Genomic DNA, 21,715 nt, shown 5'->3' with positions numbered 1-21,715 from the left:
GCTTGCGCTTGACCAGCGCGCCCCCCCGTTCCAGTCCGCGCGACAGTGCGTATTGGATGCGCTTGCGCGCCTGATCCCCAATGCTGTGTAAAGTCATGCTCACGATGTCTCGTTCCCGATCCAGTTCCGCGGGGCCCGCCCGCACTGCCCGGCCGGCGCTTGATGCGCTGCTGGCCGACGGTGCCGGCGATCCCGTCCGCCGGGCCATGTGGCTCGACACCCTGGACCGCAGGTTGCACTCCCTGCTGCCTCCAACGCTGGCCGCGCATGCGCGGCTGGGCAACGTCAATGGCACCAGGCTCGTCTATCTCGTCGATTCCCCCGTCTGGCACGCCCGATTGCGGCTGGCCGGTCCGGAAATCCTCGACGCCGCCCGCTCCATCGGGCTGGATGTCACCGAATTCGTCGTCAAGACGACCCGGCCGGTGACCCGGGCTCCCCAGCCCCGCACGGCCGCACGTCCGTTGTCGGCGCGCGCCGGGCAGGCCCTGCGCGATGCCGTGGCGACGCTTTCCGGTGACACCACCGGCAAGGACACCTCCTGAAATGCACCGCTCACTTCACCATCACGGGGAATGAGCGACGGGCCATGCTAACGGCCGTGGGGGGGGCGCAAGTTAACGCGGCGCTAACAACACCGGAAAATTTCGTTAATTTTCCGTTATGACTTCACGAATCACTCACTTTTGTGAGCCAGTCCCCATTGCCGCAGGAGCGCCTCGGTCGTAATGGGCGTGGGGCTCAGCGGCCCTCTGCGGGCCAGGTGGCGGGGGCCTGCTTGACGTGCTCGTCCAGCCAGGCGTCGGTTTCGTAGAGCATGTGCAGGATCGATTCGCGGGCGCGGTAGCCGTGGGATTCGCTGGGCAGCATCACCAGCCGCGCCTGGCCGCCCAGGCCCTTGATGGCCGAGAACAGGCGCTCGCTCTGCATCGGGAAGGTGCCGGAATTGTTGTCGTCCTCGCCGTGGATGATCAGGATCGGCTCGTCGATCAGGTCGGCGTGGTGGAACGGCGACATGGTCAGGTAGGTGTCCTTGGCATCCCAGTAGTTGCGCTCCTCGGCCTGGAAGCCGAACGGCGTGAGGGTGCGGTTGTAGGCGCCGCTGCGGGCGATGCCGGCGCGGAACAGGTCGCTGTGGGCAAGCAGGTTGGCGGTCATGAAAGCGCCGTAGGAATGGCCGCCGATGGCGATCCGCTCCGGGTCGGCGACGCCGCGGCGCACCACCTCGTCCACCGCCGCCCGGGCGCTGGCCACCAGCTGCTCCACGTAGGTGTCGTTGGGCTCGTTGTCGCCCTCGCCCACGATCGGCATGCTCGGCCCGTCCAGCACCGCCCAGCCGCGGGCCAGGAAGCCCAGCGGGCCCCAGTAGCTGATGCGGTTGAAGGCGTGGGGGGAGCCGATGACCTGGCTGGCGGCATCGGCGGAGCGGAACTCGCGCGGGTAGGCCCACATCAGGGTCGGCAGCGGGCCGTCGCGCCCGGCGTCGTAGCCGGCGGGCAGGTACAGGGTGCCGGTGAGCTCGACGCCGTCGCCGCGGGTGTAGCGGATCTGTTCCTTGCTCACGTCGCGCAGCTGCGGGGTCGGGTGCGGGAACGCGGTGAGCGCGACCGGCTCGCGGGCGTCGTTGGCGAGGTCCAGCACGTAGATGTTGGTCGGCTCCACCGGCGACTCGCGGGTGAGCAGCAGGCGGGTGCCGGCCTCGTCCAGCAGCGCGGCGGGACGCTCCAGGTACGGCGGCTGCGAGTGGAACAGGCGGGTGGCGTCCTTCGTGGCCAGGTCGAAACGGTCCACGAACGGGCGGTCGCCCTCCGGCGAGGCGCCCTGCCCGGCCAGGTACAGGCCGCTGCCGTCCGGGGTGGTCATCAGGCGGGGGTTGCCGGCCTCGTCGGCGACGGTGAGCGGGCTGCCCGGGTCGTTGTAGCGATCCTCCGACGAGCGGTCGAACAGCAGCTCGGGGGCGCGGTCCGGGTGGTCGGGGGCGATGCGCCACTGGCGGGTCTGGCGGTCGCGCCACCAGAACTCGTCGATCAGCGCCAGCTCGCCGTTGCCCCAGGTGGCGTTGCGGAAGCGGTAGCCCAGGTCCGCCAGCTTCACCGGCGCGCCGTTGAAGGGCGCGGCGTGGGCGAACACGCTGTCGCGCACTTCGGCCTCCACCGCGGGGTCGCCGCCATCCTGGGCCTCGGCCCAGACCAGGGTGGCCGGGGCGTCGGCGCGCCAGTCGATCCGGCGCACGCCGGTGGTGACCGCGTCGCGGCCTACGGGCAGGCCTTCCACCAGCGGCAGGGCGGCCACTTCGTGCACAAGACTGCCGTCGGCGCTGCTGCGCACTTCGATGCGGCGCGGGAAGCTCCAGTACGGCACCTGGTAGGAGAACGGGCGCTCGATGCGCTGGCTGAGCAGCAGCTGGCCGTCCGGCGAGGGGCTGACGCCGGTGAACAGGTCCGGGGCGCCGAGCGGGGTCACGGTGCCGTCCAGCGAGACCAGCGCGGTCTGGCTGCGCAGGTAGTGTTCGAACACCTGCGCGTCGTGCTCGTTGGCCAGCAGATCCTGGTAGGTGCGCAGCTGGGTGACCTCGCCGCCGGGGCCGGTCTGCTGGATGTTGGGGCCGGTGGGGACGCCCTCGCCTTCAGGCGCGTCGCCCTGCCCGGCCGGGCGCAGGCTCACCAGCAGGCGGTCGCCGCCGGGCATCCAGCTGAAGCCGCGGCCGGAGACGGCGTTGAGCGGCTGGCTGACCAGGCGGCGGGCGCTGAGGCTTTCAACATCGACCAGCCACAGCTCGACCGCGCCGGCGCGGTTGTCGACGTGGCTGAAGGCGATGTGGCGCTGGTCGGGCGACCAGGCCATGGAGGCCAGCGCCAGCGGCTGCGGCAGGCCCTGCACCGGCTGCGCGGCGCCGCCGTCCACGCCCTGCAGCGACAGATCGGTGCCGAAGGAGAACCGGCTGGACGAGTACGTGCGCGGGTTGATGCGGGTGCCGGCCAGGCGCAGCTCCGGCTGGGCGACCACGTCGATACCGGGCAGCGAGGGGGTTTCGACGAAGGCGATCAGGTCGCGCCGCGGCGAGAGCGTCATCTGCGGCGCGGAGGGCGCATCGACGATCGCCTGCAGTTCGGCCGGCGGCAGCAGGTAGCCGCTTTGGGCGGCCTGGCTGGCGGCCGGAGCCTCCCGCGCCATGGTGAGCGGCGCGCCCAGCAGGGCGGCGACGGCAAGCGGGATGGCGAGGAAGCGGAGGGCGGGCTTGGCCATTGGGCAATCGTCCAGACGGGTCAAACCACCAGCCTAGCCGCTGCGGGCCACCCTGCCCCGTGACTTCGGTCATGTACTACATATGGAGGCGCTCGAACCTGGAGACGACGTCCGCATGGGCCGCGGGCGCCTGGGCCAGCGAGGCCCGGGCGCGTTTCAGCCAGCCCGGGCCGCGCGCCACCAGGTCCGCCCATGCATCGGCCAGGGCATGCGGCGCGCGTTCCAGGTGCCAGTCGATCAGGGCCAGGGCCTGGGCGATGTCCTTGCCGTGTTTGGGATGCCGGGCACCACGCTCATGGGCGACGATCAGCTTGTGCAGGCCGTAGCGTGCCGGATCGGGCAGGTTCACCAGGCAGGCGTCAGCGCGATCGAGCAGAACCGCCTGCCCGGGACGATCGATGAGGTAGTCGAGGAATTTCAGCGGACTCAGGGAGACCCCCAGGCTCGCCATCTGGGCATCCTCATGGTTCTTGCGGCGCGGGACGGTGAGGAAGTCCACCCGCAGCTGTGGATCGCGCTGGCTGACGTAGAGGCTGGAGATGCCCTTGCTGCCACCGAGCGCCGGCAGGAAACCGTGTTCGAGCGAGGTCAGCGCATCGTGTGCGTTGACCTGCAGGTTCCCCGGCAGCGCGACCGCGACGTTGCCGCCGGGGCCGGCATGGGCGAAGTCGAGATCCAGCGTGCGGGTGCCCTCGCTCCAGGCCACGCCCAGCTGGTTGCCCAGGGCGAGGAAGGCTTGGGTGCCCACGAGCAGGCCACCGGTGCGGAAGAACTGGTATTCGGACAGGCGCTTGACGATGCGGAAGTGTTTGGGCGGCGTGGCGCTGCAGCCGTGCGCGAGCGCTGCCGCCGCCTGCCGCGCCACCGCGTCCAGGGCCGGCGCACCGGCTTCACGGGCGCGCTTGATGGCGTCGATCGCCGGCCCAGCCGGGCCCAGATAGTACTCACGCTTGCGCCCGTCCACCTCCTTGAAGGCCCAATAGGCGTAACGCGAACCCCTGATGGTCTTGTAGGCCACCTTGCCGGTGACAAAGGCCGGCGAGCGTGCGGCTTCGGCCACCTGCACCAGCTCGTACAGTTCGGCATAGGCGGTCTGGGCTGCGGCCGGCAGTTCGCGGTACAGGGGCATGGAACCTCCTTTTCGCTGGTTATACCACCATTCCAAATCGGGTGGTATAACTTTCGGCACCCCTGCCCGACGGCGCCGGGTTCGGCTGCGCCTGGGTGAAAGTCAACCCGACGCGGTTATCCGTATGGTCGCAGGCGATATAATCACGGGCTCGCCGAGGGGCGCTGCGACCGTGTGCAAGGCACGGCCAGGCTCGGCGGGATCAATGACGCAACGGCGCCCGGTTCACCCCACCCCCTTCCCCAAGCGGGAGCGGGCCGAAACCGGAGCACGCATGAACGCACAGGTCAAAACTTTCTCCCAGGACGGCGACTACAAGATCGCCGACATCTCGCTGGCCGACTGGGGCCGCAAGGAAATCGACATCGCCGAGCACGAAATGCCGGGGCTGATGTCGATCCGCCGCAAGCACGCCGCCGACGCCCCGCTCAAGGGCGTGCGCGTGACCGGGTCGCTGCACATGACGATCCAGACCGCGGTGCTGATCGAAACCCTCAACGACATCGGCGCCGACGTGCGCTGGGCGTCGTGCAACATCTTCTCCACCCAGGACCACGCCGCGGCCGCGATCGCCGCCGGCGGCACCCCGGTCTTCGCCTGGAAGGGCGAGACCCTGGAGGAATACTGGGACTGCACCCTGGACGCGCTGAGCTTCCCCGACGGCAAGGGCGGCTTCCTCGGCCCGCAGATGGTGGTGGACGACGGCGGCGACGTGACCCTGCTGATCCACAAGGGCTACGAGCTGGAACAGGGCGACGAGAGCTTCGTCAACAGCCCCGCGGACAGCCACGAGGAGCAGGTGATCAAGAACCTGCTCAAGCGCGTGGCGGCCGAGCGCCCGGGCTTCTGGACGACCGTGGTGAAGGACTGGAAGGGCGTTTCGGAAGAAACCACCACCGGCGTGAACCGGCTGTACCAGCTGGCCTCGGCCGGCAAGCTGCTGGTGCCGGCGATCAACGTCAACGACTCGGTCACCAAGAGCAAGTTCGACAACCTCTACGGCTGCCGCGAGTCGCTGGCCGACGGCCTCAAGCGTGCGCTGGACGTGATGCTGGCCGGCAAGGTGGCGGTGGTGTGCGGCTACGGCGACGTGGGCAAGGGCTGCGCCGCCTCGCTGCGGGCCTACGGCGCGCGCGTGATCGTCACCGAGATCGACCCGATCTGCGCCCTGCAGGCGGCGATGGAGGGCTACCAGGTCGCCACCGTCGAGGACACCCTCGGCGAGGCCGACATCTACGTCACCACCACCGGCAACAAGGACATCATCCGCGTCGAGCACATGACCGCGATGAAGGACCAGGCCATCGTCTGCAACATCGGCCACTTCGACAACGAGATCCAGGTCGACGCGCTGAAGGCGGTGGACGGCGTGGAGGTGGTCAACATCAAGCCGCAGGTGGACAAGTTCGTGTTCGCCGACGGCAAGGCCATGTTCCTGCTGGCCGAGGGCCGGCTGGTGAACCTGGGCTGCGCGACCGGGCACCCGAGCTTCGTGATGTCCAACTCGTTCGCCAACCAGACGCTGGCGCAGATCGACCTGTGGGCGAACAGGGAGACCTACGAGAAGAAGGTGTACGTGCTGCCCAAGCTGCTGGACGAGGAAGTGGCGCGGCTGCACCTGGAGAAGATCGGCGTGAAGCTGACGAAGCTCACGAAGGAGCAGGCCGACTACATCGGGGTGCCGGTGGAAGGGCCGTTCAAGGCGGATCACTACCGGTACTGATCGGCTGCGGTCATTTGCGGCAACAAGCGGGCGCCTGCGAGGGCGCCCGTTTTTTTATGGGTTCTTTGATTGGGGGGCTGCGCTGCTTTGCATCGCGGTGACCTGACGGGCTTCGGGGAGGGGGCTGGCCAGGGCGTAGTCGATGGCGGCGCGGATGGCGGCAACCTGGGCGGCGTTGCACTGTTCGGGGGTGGCGGAGGGGCTGTCGGGGTAGACCTCGGTGGTGGTGACGTAGGGGGCGCCGGTGAGGCTGGCGCACAGGCCCAGGGAGTTGACCGGATAGTTGATGACGCCGTGGGCGACCACCGGGGAGCCGATCATGTTGCCCTCGGCGTCGGCCGGGGCGATGTGGGTGACCTGTTCGACGGCGGCGATCACGGCCTGCTGGAACTCCGGCTGCGGGTTCTCGCTGTCACCGACCAGGTAGAAGCCGTCGGGGATCGAACCCGGTTCGAACGGCTTGCCATCGCGCGCGGCCAGCGCGGGGCGGAACTCGGATTCGTCGGTGTCGGTGGTTTCGTGCAGGTCGATGTGCATGAGCACTTTGCCCTCGATGCCGGCGGCCAGCGCCATCAGGGCGGCGCATTCGCGCGCAGGGCTGTCGGGCACGAACGAGCGGTTGGGGTCGACCGCATCGGGGTTCCAGCGCTGGATGTGCTCGTAGCCCCACGGGCTGACGCAGGGCACCACCAGCAGGTTGGCGCGGCCGGCGTAGTCGCTCGCGTGCCCGGCGGCGAACTGCAGGAGGCCGTGCACGCCGCTGGTTTCGTAGCCGTGGACGCCGCCGGTGACGACCATCACCGGCAGGCCTTCATCCCAGCCGCGGCTGCGCAGCGCCAGCAGCGGATAGGGGCCGGTGTCGTAGGGCAGCTCGCCGTATTCGACCACATCCCAGTCGGCGGCCAGGCGCTCGACGGCGACTACCACGTCGTCGCGATGGCTGCGCTGGCGCCGCTGCTGCGCGCGCCACTGCGCACGCTCGGCCGGGCCCCAAGGCTGGCCGGGGGTGCCGATGGGATAAAAGCGCTGGATCTCGGACATGGCGGGAGTTCGGGTTCGGGGGCCGGTGACTCTATCAGCCTACCGCTGCCCGACGATTGCGAACGCCAGTCCGCAGGCGCCTGGCGCGCGCTTCGGACGGTTCGCCCCTCAGGGCCGCCAGTTAGCGTTGTTGTCCCAGAACGCCACGGCGCGGCGGTAGGCCTCGCGGTCGATGGGCACGCCCGAGCCGCCCTCCTCCACCCCCAGCGCGTTGCGCAGCATGGTGATGGGCGCCATCGGGATTTCCTCGGGCTCGGTGGTGTACAGGCAGCCGACCACGCCCCAGTCGCCATCGATCGCCGCGCCCTCCTTCGCCAGCTGCTGTGCGCTGTAGAGGATCACCACGAAGTACTCCGCCACCGGCGGTTCGACGCCTTCGAACCAGCGCACCAGCACCGGCAGCTCGGCCTTCGTGCGGGCCTCGTAGGCCGAGCGCAGCAGGTGCCGGTTGTCGTCGGTGACCGGCACGGTCAGGCAGCGGGTGGACGTCCAGTTGCGGTGCACGTGCAGCTTGCAGAAGGGCGCGTAGCCGTCGAGCACCTTCAGCGGCGGGTGCTGGTTGAGGTGCTGCTCGAACTCCTGCGGCGTGCAGTCCTGGATGGTGTTGCCGCGGCCCGTCGCCGGGAACAGCCGGGCGCGCGCGAACGGAGTCAGGATGATTTTCATGGCGGAAGTCTAGTAGGAGCGCGTCTTACGCGCTCCTTGTACGTTATCCCTGCCCGGCCAATCTTCACTTTCATCGCGATAAAGAGATATGATGCGGCGATTCCCGCACGGCGATCCGCGATGACTCCCATCAGCTTCGAGTTCTACCCGCCCAAGAACGACGACCAGCGCGCGCAGCTGGATCGCACCGCGCGCAGGCTGCAGGCGCACGCGCCGGAGTACGTGTCGTGCACCTTCGGCGCCGGCGGCTCCACCCTGCGCTACACGCCCGAGACCGTGCGCCGGCTGCACCAGGAACATGGCCTGGAAGCCGCGCCGCACCTGTCCTGCGTGGGCGGCACGCGCGAGGAGATCCGCGACCTGCTGCGGCTGTACCGGGCAATCGGCTGCCGCCGGATCGTGGCCCTGCGCGGCGACCTGCCCTCGGGCATGGGCCAGCTGGGCGAGATGCGCTATGCGTCCGAACTGGTGGAATTCATCCGCGAGACTACCGGCGATTACTTCCACATCGAGGTCGGCTGCTACCCGGAGACCCACCCCCAGGCCGAGGACGCGCTGGCCGACCTGCAGCACTTCAAGGCCAAGGTGGATGCCGGGGCGGACGCGGCGATCACCCAGTATTTCTACAACGCCGACGCCTATTTCCACTTCGTGGACGCGGTCCGGGCGGCCGGAGTCGAGGTGCCGATCATCCCGGGGATCATGCCGATCAGCAATTTCTCCCAGCTGCGGCGGTTTTCGCAGTCCTGCGGCGCCGAGATCCCGCGCTGGATCACCAAGCGCATGCAGGCCCACGGCGACGACGTGGAGGCGATCCGCGAATTCGGCGCCGACGTGGTGGGCGCGATGTGCCGGCGGCTGGTGGAAGGCGGCGCGCCGGGGCTCCATTTCTATACGCTGAACATGGCCAGGCCGACCCAGGCGCTGCTGCAGCGCCTGTCCTGACCCCGGAGCCGGCCGCGGCGGGCTTCACTTTGCGGGAGGTGCGGCTGCGGCTACGCTGGCAGGATGATCCGCGCCCTGCTCCTGGCCACGCTCCTGACCCTGCTGGCGACGCTGCCGCGGCAGGCGCCTGCCCAGGCCCAGATCAACCGCTGCACCGCCCCTGACGGCACCTCGATCTACACCGACCGCGAGTGCAGTGCGCTGGGGGCGGTGGAGCGCCTGCCGCGCGACCGCAGCGAAGCGGCCAACACCGCCAGGCGCAATGCCTACCGCGGCGGCTGCGCACGCAGCATCCACCAGCTGATCCAGGAAATGACCCTGGCGATCGACGCCAGCGACGTCAACCGGCTGGCCGCGCTGTACCACTGGCCCGGCACCTCCCACGGTGCCGGCCACCGGCTGATGGATCGGCTGGATCGGATTGCCCGCGTCCCGGTGATCGACATCGTCGCCGAGCGCGCGGCCACCCCGGTGGCGGCCGCGGAGCAGCCGGGCATCAGCGCCACCTTCGCCAGCACCCTGCAGGTCAGGCGCCGCACACCTGCCGCGCCGACCACGCGCAGCCCGCCGGTGGCGCTGCGCGTGCACCAGTCTGCCGGCACCGGCGCCGCCCCTTCCCGCACCCGCTTCGCCCTGCGCCAGCACCTGGGCTGCTGGTGGGTGAGCCTTTAGGAGAGCACATGCAATACCCCGAATGGATCTGGCACAACGGCGCGATCAAGCGCTGGGCCGAGGCAACCACCCACGTGATGTCGCACGCGCTGCACTACGGCTCCTCGGTGTTCGAGGGCATCCGCAGCTACGACACCCCGGACGGGCCGGCGATCTTCCGCCTCACCGACCACAACCGGCGGCTGTTCCAGTCGGCGAAGATCCATGAAATCGAAATTCCGTACACGCTGGAGGAGATCAACGCCGCCTGCCGCGAGGTGATCCGGCGCAACGGCTTCGGCGCGGCCTACCTGCGGCCGGTGGCCTGGCGTGGGCTGGGCGGCTTCGGGCTGTCGGCGGACACGCCGGTGGAGGTGGCGGTGGCCACCTGGCAGATGGGCGCCTACCTGGGCGAGGACGTGCTGGATGCCGGCATCGACGCCTGCGTGTCGAGCTGGCAGCGCTTCGCCCCCAACACCATCCCGGCCGGAGCCAAGGCCGGCGGCAACTATCTGTCCGGCCAGCTGGTGGCGCGTGAGGCGCGGCGGCTCGGGTTCGGTGAAGGCATTGCGCTGGCGTCCACCGGGCTGCTGAGCGAGGGCGCGGGCGAGAACCTGTTCCTGGTGTTCGACGGCGCCCTGCACACCACGCCGGTCAGCGCCGCCCTGCTCAACGGCCTCACCCGGCACTCGCTGATCACCCTGGCGCGGGCCAACGGCATCGAGGTGGTCGAGCGCGACCTGCCGCGCGAGTACCTGTACCTGTGCGACGAGCTGTTCATGTGCGGCACGGCGGCGGAGATCACCCCGATCCGCTCCGTCGACGGCCGTCCGGTGGGCGAAGGCAGGCCGGGGGCGGTGACGCGGCGGATGCAGGAGCTGTTCTTCGGCCTGTTCGACGGCAGCACGCCGGATGAGCACGGGTGGCTGGAGCGGGTCTGATCCGCGACAATCACAGGCATGTCCGCCAGGAAGCCAGCATGAACCAGCCAGCCGAAGCCGCCGAGCGCGACGTGATGGAGTACGACGTGGTGACCGTCGGCGCCGGGCCCGCGGGCCTGGCGTTCGCGATCCGGCTCAAGCAGCTCGATCCGGAGATCAACGTCTGCGTGATCGAGAAGTCCAGCACCATTGGCGCGCACATCCTCTCCGGCGCGGTGATCGAGCCCGGACCGCTCGACGCCCTGCTCCCCGGATGGCGCGACAACCCGCCGCCGATCTGCGTGCCGGCGAAGGAGGACGAGTTCTGGCTGCTGTCGAAGGATGGCGGCCGCAAATTCCCGATCGTGCCGCCGGGCATGAACAACCACGGCAATTTCATCGTCTCGCTGGGCGCCATGTGCGCCTGGCTTGCACCGCAGGCCGAGGCACTGGGGGTGGACGTATTCCCCGGCTTCGCAGCCGCCGAAACCCTGCATGACGACGACGGCCGGGTGCTGGGCGTGCGCATCGGCGACATGGGTATCGCCAAGGACGGATCGCACAAGGCCGGCTACACCCAGGGCATCGACATCAAGGCCAAGGTCACCGTGCTGGCCGAAGGCGCCCGCGGGCACCTGACCAAGCGGCTGGTGAAGCGCTTCAAGCTGGACGAGGGCCACGACCCGCAGGCGTACTCGATCGGCATCAAGGAGCTGTGGCAGCTTCCGGAAGGCCGGGTGACGCCCGGCAGGATCGTGCACACCCTGGGCTGGCCGGCCGACAGCCACACATACGGCGGCAGCTTCATCTATCACCTGGAGAACAACCAGGTCGCAATCGGCTACGTGAGCGGGCTGGACTACAAGGATCCCAACTACAGGCCCTGGGAGGCGTTCCAGCAGTTCAAGCACCATCCGGTGGTCAAGCCGCTGCTGGAAGGGGGCAGCATCGTCTCCGCCGGCGCGCGCGCCATCGCCACCGGCGGCTGGCAGTCGGTGCCGACTACCGAGATGCCCGGCGCGCTGCTGATCGGCGACACCGCCGGCCTGCTCAACGTGCCCAAGATCAAGGGCACCCACCAGGCGATCCGCAGCGGCATGCTGGCCGCCGAGCACCTGGCCGCGAACGCCCTGGCGCCCGAAGGTTACGACGCGAAGCTGCGCGACTCGGCGGCGATGAAGGAACTGCGCAAAATCCGCAACGTCAAGCCGGGCTTCAAGAAGGGCATGTGGTTCGGCCTGCTCAACGGCGCCTGGGAAACCGCCACCGCCGGGCTCTCGCCGTGGACGCTGAAGGTGACCCCGGACTGGAGTTCGCTGGAGAAAGTGGCCGACTACGAGGCGCCCGACCGCCACTGGCTGGTGCAGCGCGACCTGGCCCCGCGCGACCGCCTGGCCGGCGTGTACTTCGCCGCCACCGACCACGACGAGGACCAGCCGGTGCACCTGAAGGTGCACGACCCGGAAATCTGCGTGACCCGCTGCGCCGAGGAATACAACAACCCCTGCACCCGGTTCTGCCCCGCGGCGGTGTACGAGATCGTCGAGGACGCCGAGGCCAAGCACGGCAAGCGCCTGCAGATCAACGCAGCCAACTGCGTGCACTGCAAGACCTGCGACATCAAGGACCCGTACGAGATCATCACCTGGGTGACGCCGGAGGGTGGATCCGGGCCCAATTACCAGAATCTGTAAATGACACAACCAACCTGGCTCATCACCGGCGGCGCCGGCTTCATCGGTGCGAATTTCGTGCTTGATGCCGTGGCGGCCGGGGTGCGGGTGGTGAATCTGGATCTGCTGACCTACGCCGGCAATCCGGACAACCTGGCCGCGCTCAAGGACAACCCGGGCCATGTCTTCGTCCACGGCGATATCGGCGACCGGGAGCTGGTGAAAACGCTGCTGGCCGAGCACGAGCCCGACGCCATCATCAACTTCGCCGCCGAGAGCCACGTCGACCGCTCCATCGACGGCCCGGCCGCCTTCATCCAGACCAACGTGGTCGGCACTCTGGCGCTGCTGGAATGCGCGCGCGACTACTGGCGCGGGCTGCCGGATGGGCGCGGGGAGGCCTTCCGCTTCCTGCACGTCTCCACCGACGAGGTCTATGGCTCGCTGGGCGAGACCGGCCTGTTCACCGAAACCACCGCCTACCAGCCCAATTCGCCCTACTCTGCGTCCAAGGCCGCGTCCGACCACCTCGTCCGCGCCTTCCACCACACCTACGGGCTGCCGGTGCTGACCACCAACTGCTCCAACAACTACGGGCCCTACCAGTTCCCGGAGAAGCTGATTCCGCTGGTGATCGCCCGAGCCGTGGCCGGCGAGCCGCTGCCGGTGTATGGCGACGGGAAGAACGTGCGCGACTGGCTGTTCGTGAAGGATCACTGCGGCGCCATCGTCCGCGTGCTTGAAGCCGGGCGCGTGGGCGAGGTCTACAACGTCGGCGGCAACGCGGAGCGGCAGAACATCGAGGTGGTGGAAACCATCTGCCGGCTGCTGGACGAGCGCCGTCCGCGCGCGGATGGCAAGCCGCGCGCCAGCCAGATCGAGTTCGTCCGTGACCGGCCGGGCCACGACCGGCGCTACGCCATCGACGCCGGCAAGATCGCCGGTGAGCTCGGATGGTCGCCGTCGGTGGGCTTCGAGGAGGGCATCGCCATGACCGTCGACTGGTACCTTGCCAACGGCGAGTGGACGCAGCGCATCCTGGACGGCGACTACCGCCTCGAACGGCTCGGACAGGAGGCCTGAGCATGGCACGCAAAGGCATCATCCTGGCCGGCGGCTCCGGCACCCGGCTGTATCCGATCACCCGCGCGGTCAGCAAGCAGCTGCTGCCGGTGTACGACAAGCCGATGATCTACTACCCGCTGGGCGTGCTGATGCTGGCCGGCATCCGCGAGATCCTGGTCATCAACACCCCGCACGAGCAGCCGCTGTTCCAGCAGCTGCTGGGCGACGGCTCGCAGTGGGGCCTGGACATCCGCTACGCGGTGCAGCCCAGCCCCGACGGCCTGACGCAGGCCTTCACCATCGGCCGGGATTTCATCGACGGCCAGCCGAACTGCCTGGTGCTGGGCGACAACATCTTCTACGGGCACGGGCTGAGCGGCGCGTTGAAAAGCGCCGATGCGCGCACGCAGGGTGCGACCGTGTTCGGCTACCACGTCAGCGATCCCGAGCGCTACGGCGTGGCCGAATTCGACGCCGACGGCAGGGTGGTCGGCATCGAGGAGAAGCCCGAGAGGCCACGTTCCAACTACGCGGTCACCGGCCTGTACTTCTACGACGGCACCGTCGCCGAGCGCGCCGCATCGCTGACGCCATCGGCCCGCGGCGAGCTGGAGATCACCGACCTCAACCGCCTGTACCTGGCCGACGATGCGCTGCACATGGAGCTGCTCAGCCGCGGCACCGCGTGGCTGGACACCGGAACCCACGACTCCCTGCTGCAGGCGGCATCGTTCATCGAGACCATCCAGACCCGCCAGGGCCTGCAGGTGTGCTGCCCGGAGGAGATCGCGTGGAGCTCCGGCTGGATCGACGACGAGCAGCTCCTGCGCCTGGCCGCGCCGCTGGGCAAGAACGGGTACGGGCAGTACCTCCAATCCCTGCTCAAGCAAAACCCCGCGCCGGACACATGAAACTCATTGAAACCGACCTCCCCGGCTGCCTGGTGGTCGAGCCAAAGCAGTTTGGCGACGCCCGCGGCTGGTTCATGGAATCCTGGCACCGCGACCGCTACGCCGAAGCCGGCATCGGCCCGGACTTCGTCCAGTCCAACCTCTCACGCTCGGCCAAGGGCGTGCTGCGCGGCCTGCACTACCAGTGGCCCAACCCGCAGGGCAAGCTGGTGAGCGTGCTGGAAGGCGAGGTGTGGGACGTGGCCGTGGACATCCGCCGCGGCTCGCCGCACTGCGGCCGCTGGGCCGCGGCGGTGCTTTCGGAGGAGAACCGCCGGCAGTTCTGGATTCCGCCGGGCTTCGCGCACGGCTTCGTGGCGCTGTCCGGATCCGCGCTGGTTTCCTACCTGTGCACCACCGCCTATGACGCCGAAGCGGACGCCTCCGTGGCCTGGGACGACCCGGATCTGGCCATCGACTGGCCAATCGCCAAGCCGCAGCTTTCGGCCAAGGACGCCGCCGCCCCACGCCTGCGCGACGTTGCGCCGGAACGCGCACCCGCGTTCCCGGACGACAACGGCTGATGCGGATCCTGCTGACCGGCGCCAACGGCCAGGTCGGCGACGCGCTGCGCGCCAGCCTGCCGCGGCTGGGCGAGGTGGTCTGCGCCACCCGCGACGGCCGCCTGGCGGCCGATGGTTCAAGCTGCGAAGTGGCCGACCTGGACCGGCCCGCGGAACTGGCCACGCTGCTGCAGCGCGTGGCACCGGACGTCGTGGTCAACGCCGCCGCCTACACCGCCGTGGATCGCGCCGAAGCCGAGCGCGAAACCGCGTTCCGCATCAACGCCGAAGCCGTCGCCTCGCTTGCGGCCGCCTGCGCGGCGCGCGACGCACTGCTCGTCCACTATTCCACCGACTACGTGTTCCCCGGCGACGACCCGCACCCACGCCGCGAGGACGACCCGACCGGGCCCGTCAACGCCTACGGCGCCAGCAAGCTGGCAGGCGAGGAAGCGATCCGCGCCAGCGGCTGCAGGCACCTGGTCTTCCGCATCTCGTGGGTGTACTCCACCGGCGGCCACAACTTCCTGCGCACCATGCTGCGCCTGGCCGGCGAGCGTGAGGAACTGCGGGTGGTGGACGACCAGATCGGCGCGCCAACGCCGGCACACTGGATTGCGGACGCCACTGCGAAGGCCATCGCCACGACCGGCCCGCACGGCGACGGCTCCGACGTACCCCCCCGCAGCGGCACCTGGCACCTTGCCGCCACCGGCGAAACCTCGTGGCACGGCTTCGCCGAAGCGATCTTCGAACAGGCGCAGCGCGCCGGATTGATTGCCAGCACCCCGCGCCTGATGCCGGCGCCGACATCCGAATACCCCACCCCCGCCGCCCGCCCGGCCAGCTCGCGCCTGGACACCGGCAAGCTGGAACGCGACTTCGGCATCACCCTGCCCGACTGGCGCCAGGGCCTGGCCGAAGTCCTCGCGATGATGGCCACGCAGGGCCGGCGCTGAATCAGGCTGCTTCGCGCGTGGGGGCAAGCCCTGCCAGACGGAGGGTCGCATCAGATTCCGGCCGCGAAACCTGCACCGAACGACCTCGGCCAATGCCGTAATAGCGGATGCCGGCGGCTTCCACATCCTCTGGCTGGTAGATGTTCCGGCCGTCGAAGAGCACCGCATCACCCAGTACCGCCCGGAGCCTGGCGAAGTCCGGACTACGGAACTCCCGCCACTCCGTCAGCACCGCCAGCGCATCGGCCCCGGCAACCGCCTCGTCGGCAGATGCACAAAGCTGTAGATCGTCGCGATCGCCATAGGCACGCCGCATCTCGTCGAGCGCCTGGGGGTCATAGGCTCGCACGCTTGCTCCTGCTTCCCACAGCGCCTCGATCAGATGGCGGCTGGAAGCAGCACGGATGTCATCGGTGTTGGCCTTGAACGCCAGGCCCCAAACGGCAATCGTCCGACCGGCCAACCTGCCATCGTAAAAGTCGCGGAGATGATCGAACAAACGCCCCTTCTGCCGCTGGTTGACGGCTTCAACCGCCGTAAGCAGCTCGGGCTGATAGCCATGCTGTACGGCGGTGCGGGCCAGCGCCTGGACATCCTTGGGGAAACATGAGCCGCCATATCCTGCGCCGGCATAAATGAAGTGCCATCCGATACGGGGATCCGACCCGATCCCGCGCCGCACCATCTCCACATCCGCACCCACGCGCTCAGCCACGTTGGCGATCTCGTTCATAAAGCTGATCTTGGTCGCCAACATGGCATTGGCCGCGTACTTGGTGAGCTCGGCCGACGCCACGTCCATCACTACGAACCGGTCGTGATTTCGCACGAAGGGCGCATACAGCCGGCGCAGCACGTCCACGGATCCGGCGTTGGCCGAACCGATCACGATCCGATCCGGATGCATGCAGTCATCAACCGCTGCGCCTTCCTTCAGGAACTCCGGATTGGACACTACATCGAAATCAAGCCGGGTCTGGCGCCGACGAAGTTCGGCGGCAATCACCGAACGAACCCGTTCCGTGGTTCCGACCGGAACGGTTGATTTGGTCACCACGATCAGCGGCCTGGCCATGTGCTGCCCGATCGTGCGCGCCACATCGAGCACGTAGCTCAGATCCGCGCTGCCATCTTCACCAGGCGGGGTGCCAACGGCGATGAAGACGATCTCGGCCGTAGTGATCGCCGCGGGGGCACCAGTCGTGAAGCCGAGCCGGCCGGCTCGCTGGTTGCTCTGAACCAGGGGTTCAAGCCCCGGCTCGTAGATCGGAATCCGCCCCTGCCGAAGCCCTTCGATCTTCCCGGCGTCAACATCCACGCAGGTCACATCGTGACCGATTTCCGCCAGGCAGGTACCGGTCACCAAACCTACGTATCCCGTGCCGAATATCGCCACTTTCATGGTGCGCGCCCCGATCAAGGTCGTTTGGGCGCACCTTAGGCGGCGATTGTGCCGCCGCTGTTACAGGCTCATGTACGAATGACGAGGCCTCGGCCCGAGCCCGGCCCGGGATGGCAGGGCAAGACCTGGGTTACGAAACGGGAACCCCGGTCTTCCCGCGCAGTTCATCTTCGGTAACGCCTGGCGCCAGCTCCACCAGCTTCAGCCCCTCATCGGCCACGTCCATCACCCCCAGGTCGGTGATGATGCGGGTGACCACGCCCACGCCGGTCAGCGGCAGGGTGCACTCGGGCACGATCTTGTGGCTGCCGTCCTTCGCCACGTGCTCCATCAGCACGACCACGCGCTTGACGCCGGCCACCAGGTCCATCGCGCCGCCCATTCCCTTGACCATCTTGCCGGGCACCATCCAGTTGGCCAGGTCGCCCTTGTGGGTGACCTGCATGGCACCGAGGATGGCCAGGTCGATGTGGCCGCCGCGGATCATGGCGAACGAATCGTGGCTGCCGAAGTAGCTCGCGCCCTTGCGCGCGGTGACGGTCTGCTTGCCGGCGTTGATCAGGTCCGCGTCCACCTCGTCCTCGGTCGGGAACGGGCCGATGCCAAGCAGGCCGTTCTCCGACTGCAGCCAGACGTCGACGCCGTCGGGGATGTGGTTGGCCACCATGGTCGGCAGGCCGATGCCAAGGTTCACGTACATGCCGTCGCTCAGCTCCTGCGCGGCGCGGCGGGCCATTTCATCTCGGGTCCAGGGCATTACTTGCCTCCTTCGCGGACGGTGCGCTGTTCGATCCGCTTTTCCGGGTTCGGGTTGTGGACGATGCGGTCGACGAAGATGCCGGGGAGGTGCACGTGGTCCGGGTCGATCTCGCCGGTTTCCACCACCTCCTCCACCTCGACCACGCAGACCTTGCCGGCCATGGCGCAGGCGGGGTTGAAGTTGCGCGCGGTCTTGCGGAACACCAGGTTGCCGGAGCGGTCGGCCTTCCACGCCTTCACCAGCGAGACATCCGCGACAAGCGCGGTTTCCATCACGTAGTGCTTGCCGTCGAACTCGCGGGTTTCCTTGCCCTCCGCCACTACCGTGCCGTAGCCGGTGGCAGTGAAGAAAGCCGGGATGCCGGCACCGCCGGCGCGCAGGCGCTCGGCCAGGGTGCCCTGCGGATTGAACTCCAGCTCCAGTTCGCCGCCCAGGAACTGGCGCTCGAACTCCTTGTTCTCGCCCACGTAGGACGAGATCATCTTCTTGATCTGGCGGGTCTCCAGGAGCTGGCCGAGGCCGAAGCCGTCGACGCCGGCGTTGTTGGAGATCGCGGTGAGGTCTTTCACTCCCGAATCGCGCAACGCGGCAATCAGCGCCTCGGGGATGCCGCACAGGCCGAAACCGCCGACCGCCAGGGTCTGGCCGTCGGCCACCACGCCCTCCAGCGCGGTCTTTGCGTCCGGGAACACCTTGTCCCTGGGGTTGCCCTTCGCGGCGGCGGTGTCGCCGGCCGCGGCTGTCGCCTCAACCATCGTGCAGTCCTCGGAGAGTTGCCTGCGCCAAGTGTAGCGCGGGCGCCGGGGGCGCCCATCGGACGAAGGGGCAATGGCCGACCCCGTGTAGGAGCGCGCCATGCGCGCTCCTACGGATAGGCGACTTCCTGGAGGATGGCGTGCAGGCGGCGGGCGATGGAACGCCACTGGTACTGCTCCACGTCTGCCTGGCCGAGGCTGAAGCGCTCCTCCCAGCCACCTTCACGCTTGATGGCGGCCAGCTCCGCAAGCGCGGCACCGATCGAGGCCGCATCGTTCCCGGCGACCACGCCGCGGCGGTGGTCACGCACCAGCCGGGCGGCCACGTCTTCCTCGTGATCGCCCAGGTGCAGGATCGGCCGCCCCGCCCCCAGGTACTCGTAGACCTTGCCCGGCACGTGCACGGGGTCGTCGTTGGCGATGTTCACCAGCACGTCCGCCGAGCGCTGCAGCGCCACCGCCTGCGCGTGGGGCATGAAACCGAGCAGGCGGAGCTGGTCGGGGTGCGCTTCCAGCAGCGGCGGCAGCCAGTCCGGCGCGCGGCTCGTGGCGATGCTCAGGCGCGCGCCGGGAGTGGCCAGCACCGCATCCACCAGCGCGCGCGGCTCGCGGAACTGGTAGAAGCTGCCGGTGTAAAGCAGTTCCAGCCGGCCCGGATCGAATTCCGCCGGAGCCGGTGCGGGCACCACCGAACCATCGAAGCCCTGGGTCAGCACTTCCAGGCGCGACTCCGCCACGCCATGGCGTTCGGCCAGCAGGGATTTCGCAGCCCGGGTGGTCACGATGACGCGGTCCGCATGCGTGCAGGTCCAGCGCTCCACCTCCAGTGACGCCTCCTTCCAGCGCTGCGGGGTGTAGAACGAAAACACCGGATCCCCCAGGTCGGCCACCCAGGGAAATCCCGCCTCCTTTGCAATCCGGCCCAGCCGCAGCGTGGTGGCCGGTTCATGGGAGCTGATCACCACATCGGGCTGGAGCGTATCCAGCAGTTCCCCAAGCCGGCTTCGTGCGTGCGGCTCCCAGCGGCCGCGCTCGTCAGGAAAGGTGTAGCGCCTGACCACCCGATTGAGGCGATCCACGGCCCGCCCCTTCCAGTTCAGCGTTGCTGCCGCGGCTGGCCCCACGGCAGCGGGCGTCGCCTCCGCGCGTCGCCCAGCGTGCGCCCCGGCGCCGCCAGCGGATCCCGCGGCCGGCACATCGTCCCGCGGCCGGCCCCGCAGCCGCCGCCAGCGCCGCGACAGGGCGATGATCCCCGCCACCCCACCCGGCCAGGCCCGGTGCATCACGGCCCCCGCGGGCGGCCGGGTGGAAGTTGGCGGCCACCAGTTCTCCGCGGTCAGCACGTGCACCTCCACGCCCAGTTCCAGCAGTTCGCGCACCAGGTGGGACCACCGCAGCGACTGCGGCGAGGGACTGGGCGGGAACTCGTAGGCGATCAGGAGCAGGCGCAAGGCATTGTTTGCTGCAACGGGCCTGCGGGATGATCGCATGCCCCGGGCAGAAACTGACTCGCATACCTCTGCCCTGCCCGGTAAAATTGGAGCACTCATCCCTACGTCCGACCGAAGTGAGTCCGGTCGGCACACCGCAAGGAACCCCCGAACGATGAAAATCCTCGTCGGCTACAAGCGCGTGGTGGACTTCAACGTCCGCATCCAGGTCAAGCCGGACGGCTCCGGCGTGGTCACCGAGGGCGTGAAGCTCTCGCCCAACCCGTTCGATGAGATCGCCCTGGAAGAGGCCCTGCGCCTGCGCGACAGCGGCACCGCCACCGAAGTGGTGGTGGCCACCATCGCCCCGTCCAACGCCCAGCCGCACCTGCGCAACGGCCTGGCCATGGGCGCCAACCGCGCCATCCACGTGGTCGCCGACGAGGAGATCCAGCCGCTCACCGCCGCCCGCGCCTTCCTCAAGCTGGTCGAGAAGGAGCAGCCGGACCTGGTGATCCTGGGCAAGCAGGCGATCGACGACGACGCCAACCAGACCGGCCAGATGCTGGCCACGATCTGGGGCCGCCCGCAGGCCACCTTCGCCAGCAAGATGGCGATCGAGGACGGCAAGGCCACCGTGACCCGCGAGGTCGACGCCGGCCTGGAGACCCTGGAAGTGGACCTGCCGGCCGTGGTCACCACCGACCTGCGCCTGAACGAGCCGCGCTTCATCAAGCTGCCCGACATCATGAAGGCCAAGAGCAAACCGCTGGAGACGATTCCATTCGCGGACTTGGGCGTTGAGACGGGCGAAGGCCTGAAGACCACCACGTTCGCACCACCGCCCAAGCGCAGCAAGGGCGTCATGGTCAAGGACGCGGCTGAACTGGTCGCCGCACTGAAGGAAAAGGGGTTGCTCTGATGTCCAACGTCCTCATCATCGCCGAACACCTGGATGGCAAGCTCAATGGCTCCACCGCGAAGTGCGTGGCCGCCGCCCAGGCCTTGAAGCCCGAAGCCATCGACATCGCCGTGCTGGCCGCCGACCCGGCCGCCGTGGCCGCCGAAGCCGCGAAGATCGACGGCGTGCGCAAGGTGCTCACCGTCGCCAACGAGGCCAACGCCCACCCCGTAGCCCAGGTGCTGGGCCCGCAGGTGGCGAAGCTGGCCGACAGCTACAGCCACGTCTTCGGCCCCTCCACCACCTTCGGCAAGGACCTGATGCCGGTCGTGGCCGCCCTCCTCGGGGTGCCCCAGGTGTCCGACGTCATGACCGTCGAGTCCAGCCACGTCTTCACCCGCCCGATCTACGCCGGCAACGCCGTGATCACGGTCGAGGCGCCCGCCGGCAAGACCGTGGTCGCCACCGTGCGCACCGCCTCCTGGCGCGAGGCCGGCGCCGGCGGCAGCGCCGAGGTCGAAGCCCTGACGGTGGATGCCCAGCTGCCCACCCACACCCGCTTCGTGGACTTGGCGGCCGGCAGCAGCGACCGCCCGGACCTGCAGAGCGCCAAGCGCGTGGTCTCCGGCGGCCGCGGCGTCGGCTCGGAAGAGAACTTCAGGATCATCTTCGACTTCGCAGACAAGCTGGGCGCCGCCGTGGGCGCGTCCCGCGCGGCCGTCGACGCCGGCTACGTGTCCAACGAGCTGCAGGTGGGCCAGACCGGCAAGATCATCGCCCCGGAGCTGTACATCGCCATCGGCATCAGCGGCGCGATCCAGCACCTGACCGGCATCAAGGACGCCGGCACGATCGTGGCGATCAACAAGGACCCGGATTCGGCGATCTTCGAGATCGCGGACATCGGCCTGGTGGGGGATCTGTTCAAGGTGCTGCCGGATCTTGAGGCGGCCCTGTAATCGCGTGACCGGCGAAACCCGGCCAACCTGTAATGTA

The 21,715-nt window shown here is 68.8% G+C and carries 19 protein-coding genes, 1 pseudogene and 1 riboswitch; of the genes and pseudogenes, 12 read left to right on the top strand and 8 right to left on the bottom strand.

Annotated elements, in window-relative coordinates:
* Positions 1–95: 95 nt before the first annotated feature.
* Positions 96–545, top strand: a complete 450-nt coding sequence (locus ACOZ90_RS11960) for a DciA family protein (RefSeq protein WP_422893877.1) — start codon at positions 96–98, stop codon at positions 543–545.
* 196 nt (positions 546–741) lie between these two features.
* Here the strand turns inward: ACOZ90_RS11960 and ACOZ90_RS11955 are convergent, their stop codons facing one another.
* Both ACOZ90_RS11955 and ACOZ90_RS11950 read right to left on the bottom strand, forming a co-directional pair.
* The gene (locus ACOZ90_RS11955; protein ID WP_422893876.1) at positions 742–3,246 is read right to left on the bottom strand and encodes a S9 family peptidase; all 2,505 of its coding nucleotides are present in this window, start codon (positions 3,244–3,246) and stop codon (positions 742–744) included.
* A gap of 76 nt (positions 3,247–3,322) precedes the next feature.
* Positions 3,323–4,375, bottom strand: a complete 1,053-nt coding sequence (locus tag ACOZ90_RS11950) for a GSU2403 family nucleotidyltransferase fold protein (RefSeq protein WP_422893875.1) — start codon at positions 4,373–4,375, stop codon at positions 3,323–3,325.
* A gap of 150 nt (positions 4,376–4,525) precedes the next feature.
* Positions 4,526–4,604, top strand: a riboswitch (S-adenosyl-L-homocysteine riboswitch).
* A 45-nt stretch (positions 4,605–4,649) separates the two neighbouring features.
* Between ACOZ90_RS11950 and ahcY the strand changes: the two genes are divergently transcribed.
* Positions 4,650–6,098, top strand: coding sequence for an adenosylhomocysteinase (ahcY, locus tag ACOZ90_RS11945; RefSeq protein WP_422893874.1), 1,449 nt, complete (start codon positions 4,650–4,652; stop codon positions 6,096–6,098).
* Between the two features lie 54 nt (positions 6,099–6,152).
* On the opposite strand, the gene ACOZ90_RS11940 is transcribed toward ahcY, so the two are convergent.
* A complete protein-coding gene (locus ACOZ90_RS11940) occupies positions 6,153–7,139 on the bottom strand; it encodes a M14 family metallopeptidase (RefSeq protein ID WP_422893873.1) in 987 nt (328 codons plus the stop codon).
* 108 nt (positions 7,140–7,247) lie between these two features.
* Positions 7,248–7,805: a DUF3228 family protein gene (locus tag ACOZ90_RS11935; RefSeq protein ID WP_422893872.1), complete on the bottom strand. Its 558-nt coding sequence runs from the start codon at positions 7,803–7,805 to the stop codon at positions 7,248–7,250.
* A gap of 120 nt (positions 7,806–7,925) precedes the next feature.
* On the opposite strand from ACOZ90_RS11935, the gene metF reads away from it, so the two are divergent.
* The 8 genes from metF to rfbD all read left to right on the top strand — a co-directional run bounded on the left by metF (position 7,926) and on the right by rfbD (position 15,471).
* Positions 7,926–8,750, top strand: a complete 825-nt coding sequence (gene metF, locus ACOZ90_RS11930) for a methylenetetrahydrofolate reductase [NAD(P)H] (protein ID WP_422893871.1) — start codon at positions 7,926–7,928, stop codon at positions 8,748–8,750.
* Positions 8,751–8,813: 63 nt separating this feature from the next.
* A complete protein-coding gene (locus ACOZ90_RS11925) occupies positions 8,814–9,422 on the top strand; it encodes a hypothetical protein (RefSeq protein ID WP_422893870.1) in 609 nt (202 codons plus the stop codon).
* Between the two features lie 8 nt (positions 9,423–9,430).
* On the top strand, positions 9,431–10,342 hold the full coding sequence (locus ACOZ90_RS11920) for a branched-chain amino acid transaminase (protein WP_422893869.1): 912 nt from the start codon (positions 9,431–9,433) through the stop codon (positions 10,340–10,342).
* 38 nt (positions 10,343–10,380) lie between these two features.
* Positions 10,381–12,015, top strand: a complete 1,635-nt coding sequence (locus ACOZ90_RS11915; protein WP_422893868.1) for an electron transfer flavoprotein-ubiquinone oxidoreductase — start codon at positions 10,381–10,383, stop codon at positions 12,013–12,015.
* Entirely contained in the window at positions 12,016–13,077 is a 1,062-nt protein-coding gene (rfbB, locus tag ACOZ90_RS11910) for a dTDP-glucose 4,6-dehydratase (protein ID WP_422893867.1), read from the top strand.
* A gap of 2 nt (positions 13,078–13,079) precedes the next feature.
* A complete protein-coding gene (gene rfbA / locus ACOZ90_RS11905; protein ID WP_422893866.1) occupies positions 13,080–13,970 on the top strand; it encodes a glucose-1-phosphate thymidylyltransferase RfbA in 891 nt (296 codons plus the stop codon).
* Complete coding sequence (gene rfbC / locus ACOZ90_RS11900) at positions 13,967–14,533, top strand: dTDP-4-dehydrorhamnose 3,5-epimerase (RefSeq protein ID WP_422893865.1); 567 nt, start codon at positions 13,967–13,969, stop codon at positions 14,531–14,533. The genes rfbA and rfbC overlap by 4 nt, the downstream gene beginning before the upstream one ends.
* Positions 14,533–15,471, top strand: coding sequence for a dTDP-4-dehydrorhamnose reductase (gene rfbD / locus ACOZ90_RS11895; RefSeq protein ID WP_422893864.1), 939 nt, complete (start codon positions 14,533–14,535; stop codon positions 15,469–15,471). Before rfbC ends, rfbD begins: the two co-directional genes overlap by 1 nt.
* A gap of 67 nt (positions 15,472–15,538) precedes the next feature.
* Here the strand turns inward: rfbD and ACOZ90_RS11890 are convergent.
* From ACOZ90_RS11890 to ACOZ90_RS11875, 4 genes and pseudogenes are all read right to left on the bottom strand, one after another.
* Positions 15,539–16,873 (bottom strand): annotated as a pseudogene (locus ACOZ90_RS11890) (UDP-glucose dehydrogenase family protein); the annotation flags it as partial.
* A 130-nt stretch (positions 16,874–17,003) separates the two neighbouring features.
* On the bottom strand, positions 17,004–17,630 hold the full coding sequence (locus ACOZ90_RS11885; protein WP_422893863.1) for a CoA transferase subunit B: 627 nt from the start codon (positions 17,628–17,630) through the stop codon (positions 17,004–17,006).
* A complete protein-coding gene (locus ACOZ90_RS11880; RefSeq protein WP_422893862.1) occupies positions 17,630–18,388 on the bottom strand; it encodes a CoA transferase subunit A in 759 nt (252 codons plus the stop codon). The genes ACOZ90_RS11885 and ACOZ90_RS11880 overlap by 1 nt, the downstream gene beginning before the upstream one ends.
* A 110-nt stretch (positions 18,389–18,498) precedes the next feature.
* Positions 18,499–19,839: a glycosyltransferase gene (locus ACOZ90_RS11875; RefSeq protein WP_422893861.1), complete on the bottom strand. Its 1,341-nt coding sequence runs from the start codon at positions 19,837–19,839 to the stop codon at positions 18,499–18,501.
* Positions 19,840–19,993: 154 nt separating this feature from the next.
* On the opposite strand from ACOZ90_RS11875, the gene ACOZ90_RS11870 reads away from it, so the two are divergent.
* A complete protein-coding gene (locus tag ACOZ90_RS11870) occupies positions 19,994–20,740 on the top strand; it encodes an electron transfer flavoprotein subunit beta/FixA family protein (RefSeq protein WP_422893860.1) in 747 nt (248 codons plus the stop codon).
* Entirely contained in the window at positions 20,740–21,678 is a 939-nt protein-coding gene (locus ACOZ90_RS11865; RefSeq protein WP_422893859.1) for an electron transfer flavoprotein subunit alpha/FixB family protein, read from the top strand. The genes ACOZ90_RS11870 and ACOZ90_RS11865 overlap by 1 nt, the downstream gene beginning before the upstream one ends.
* Positions 21,679–21,715 lie beyond the last annotated feature (37 nt).

Source organism: Luteimonas dalianensis (assembly GCF_049339425.1).
Taxonomy (GTDB): Bacteria; Pseudomonadota; Gammaproteobacteria; order Xanthomonadales; family Xanthomonadaceae; genus Luteimonas; species Luteimonas dalianensis.
Note: the sequence above shows the minus strand (reverse complement) of the source record. Positions and strands in the feature narration are given on the sequence as shown.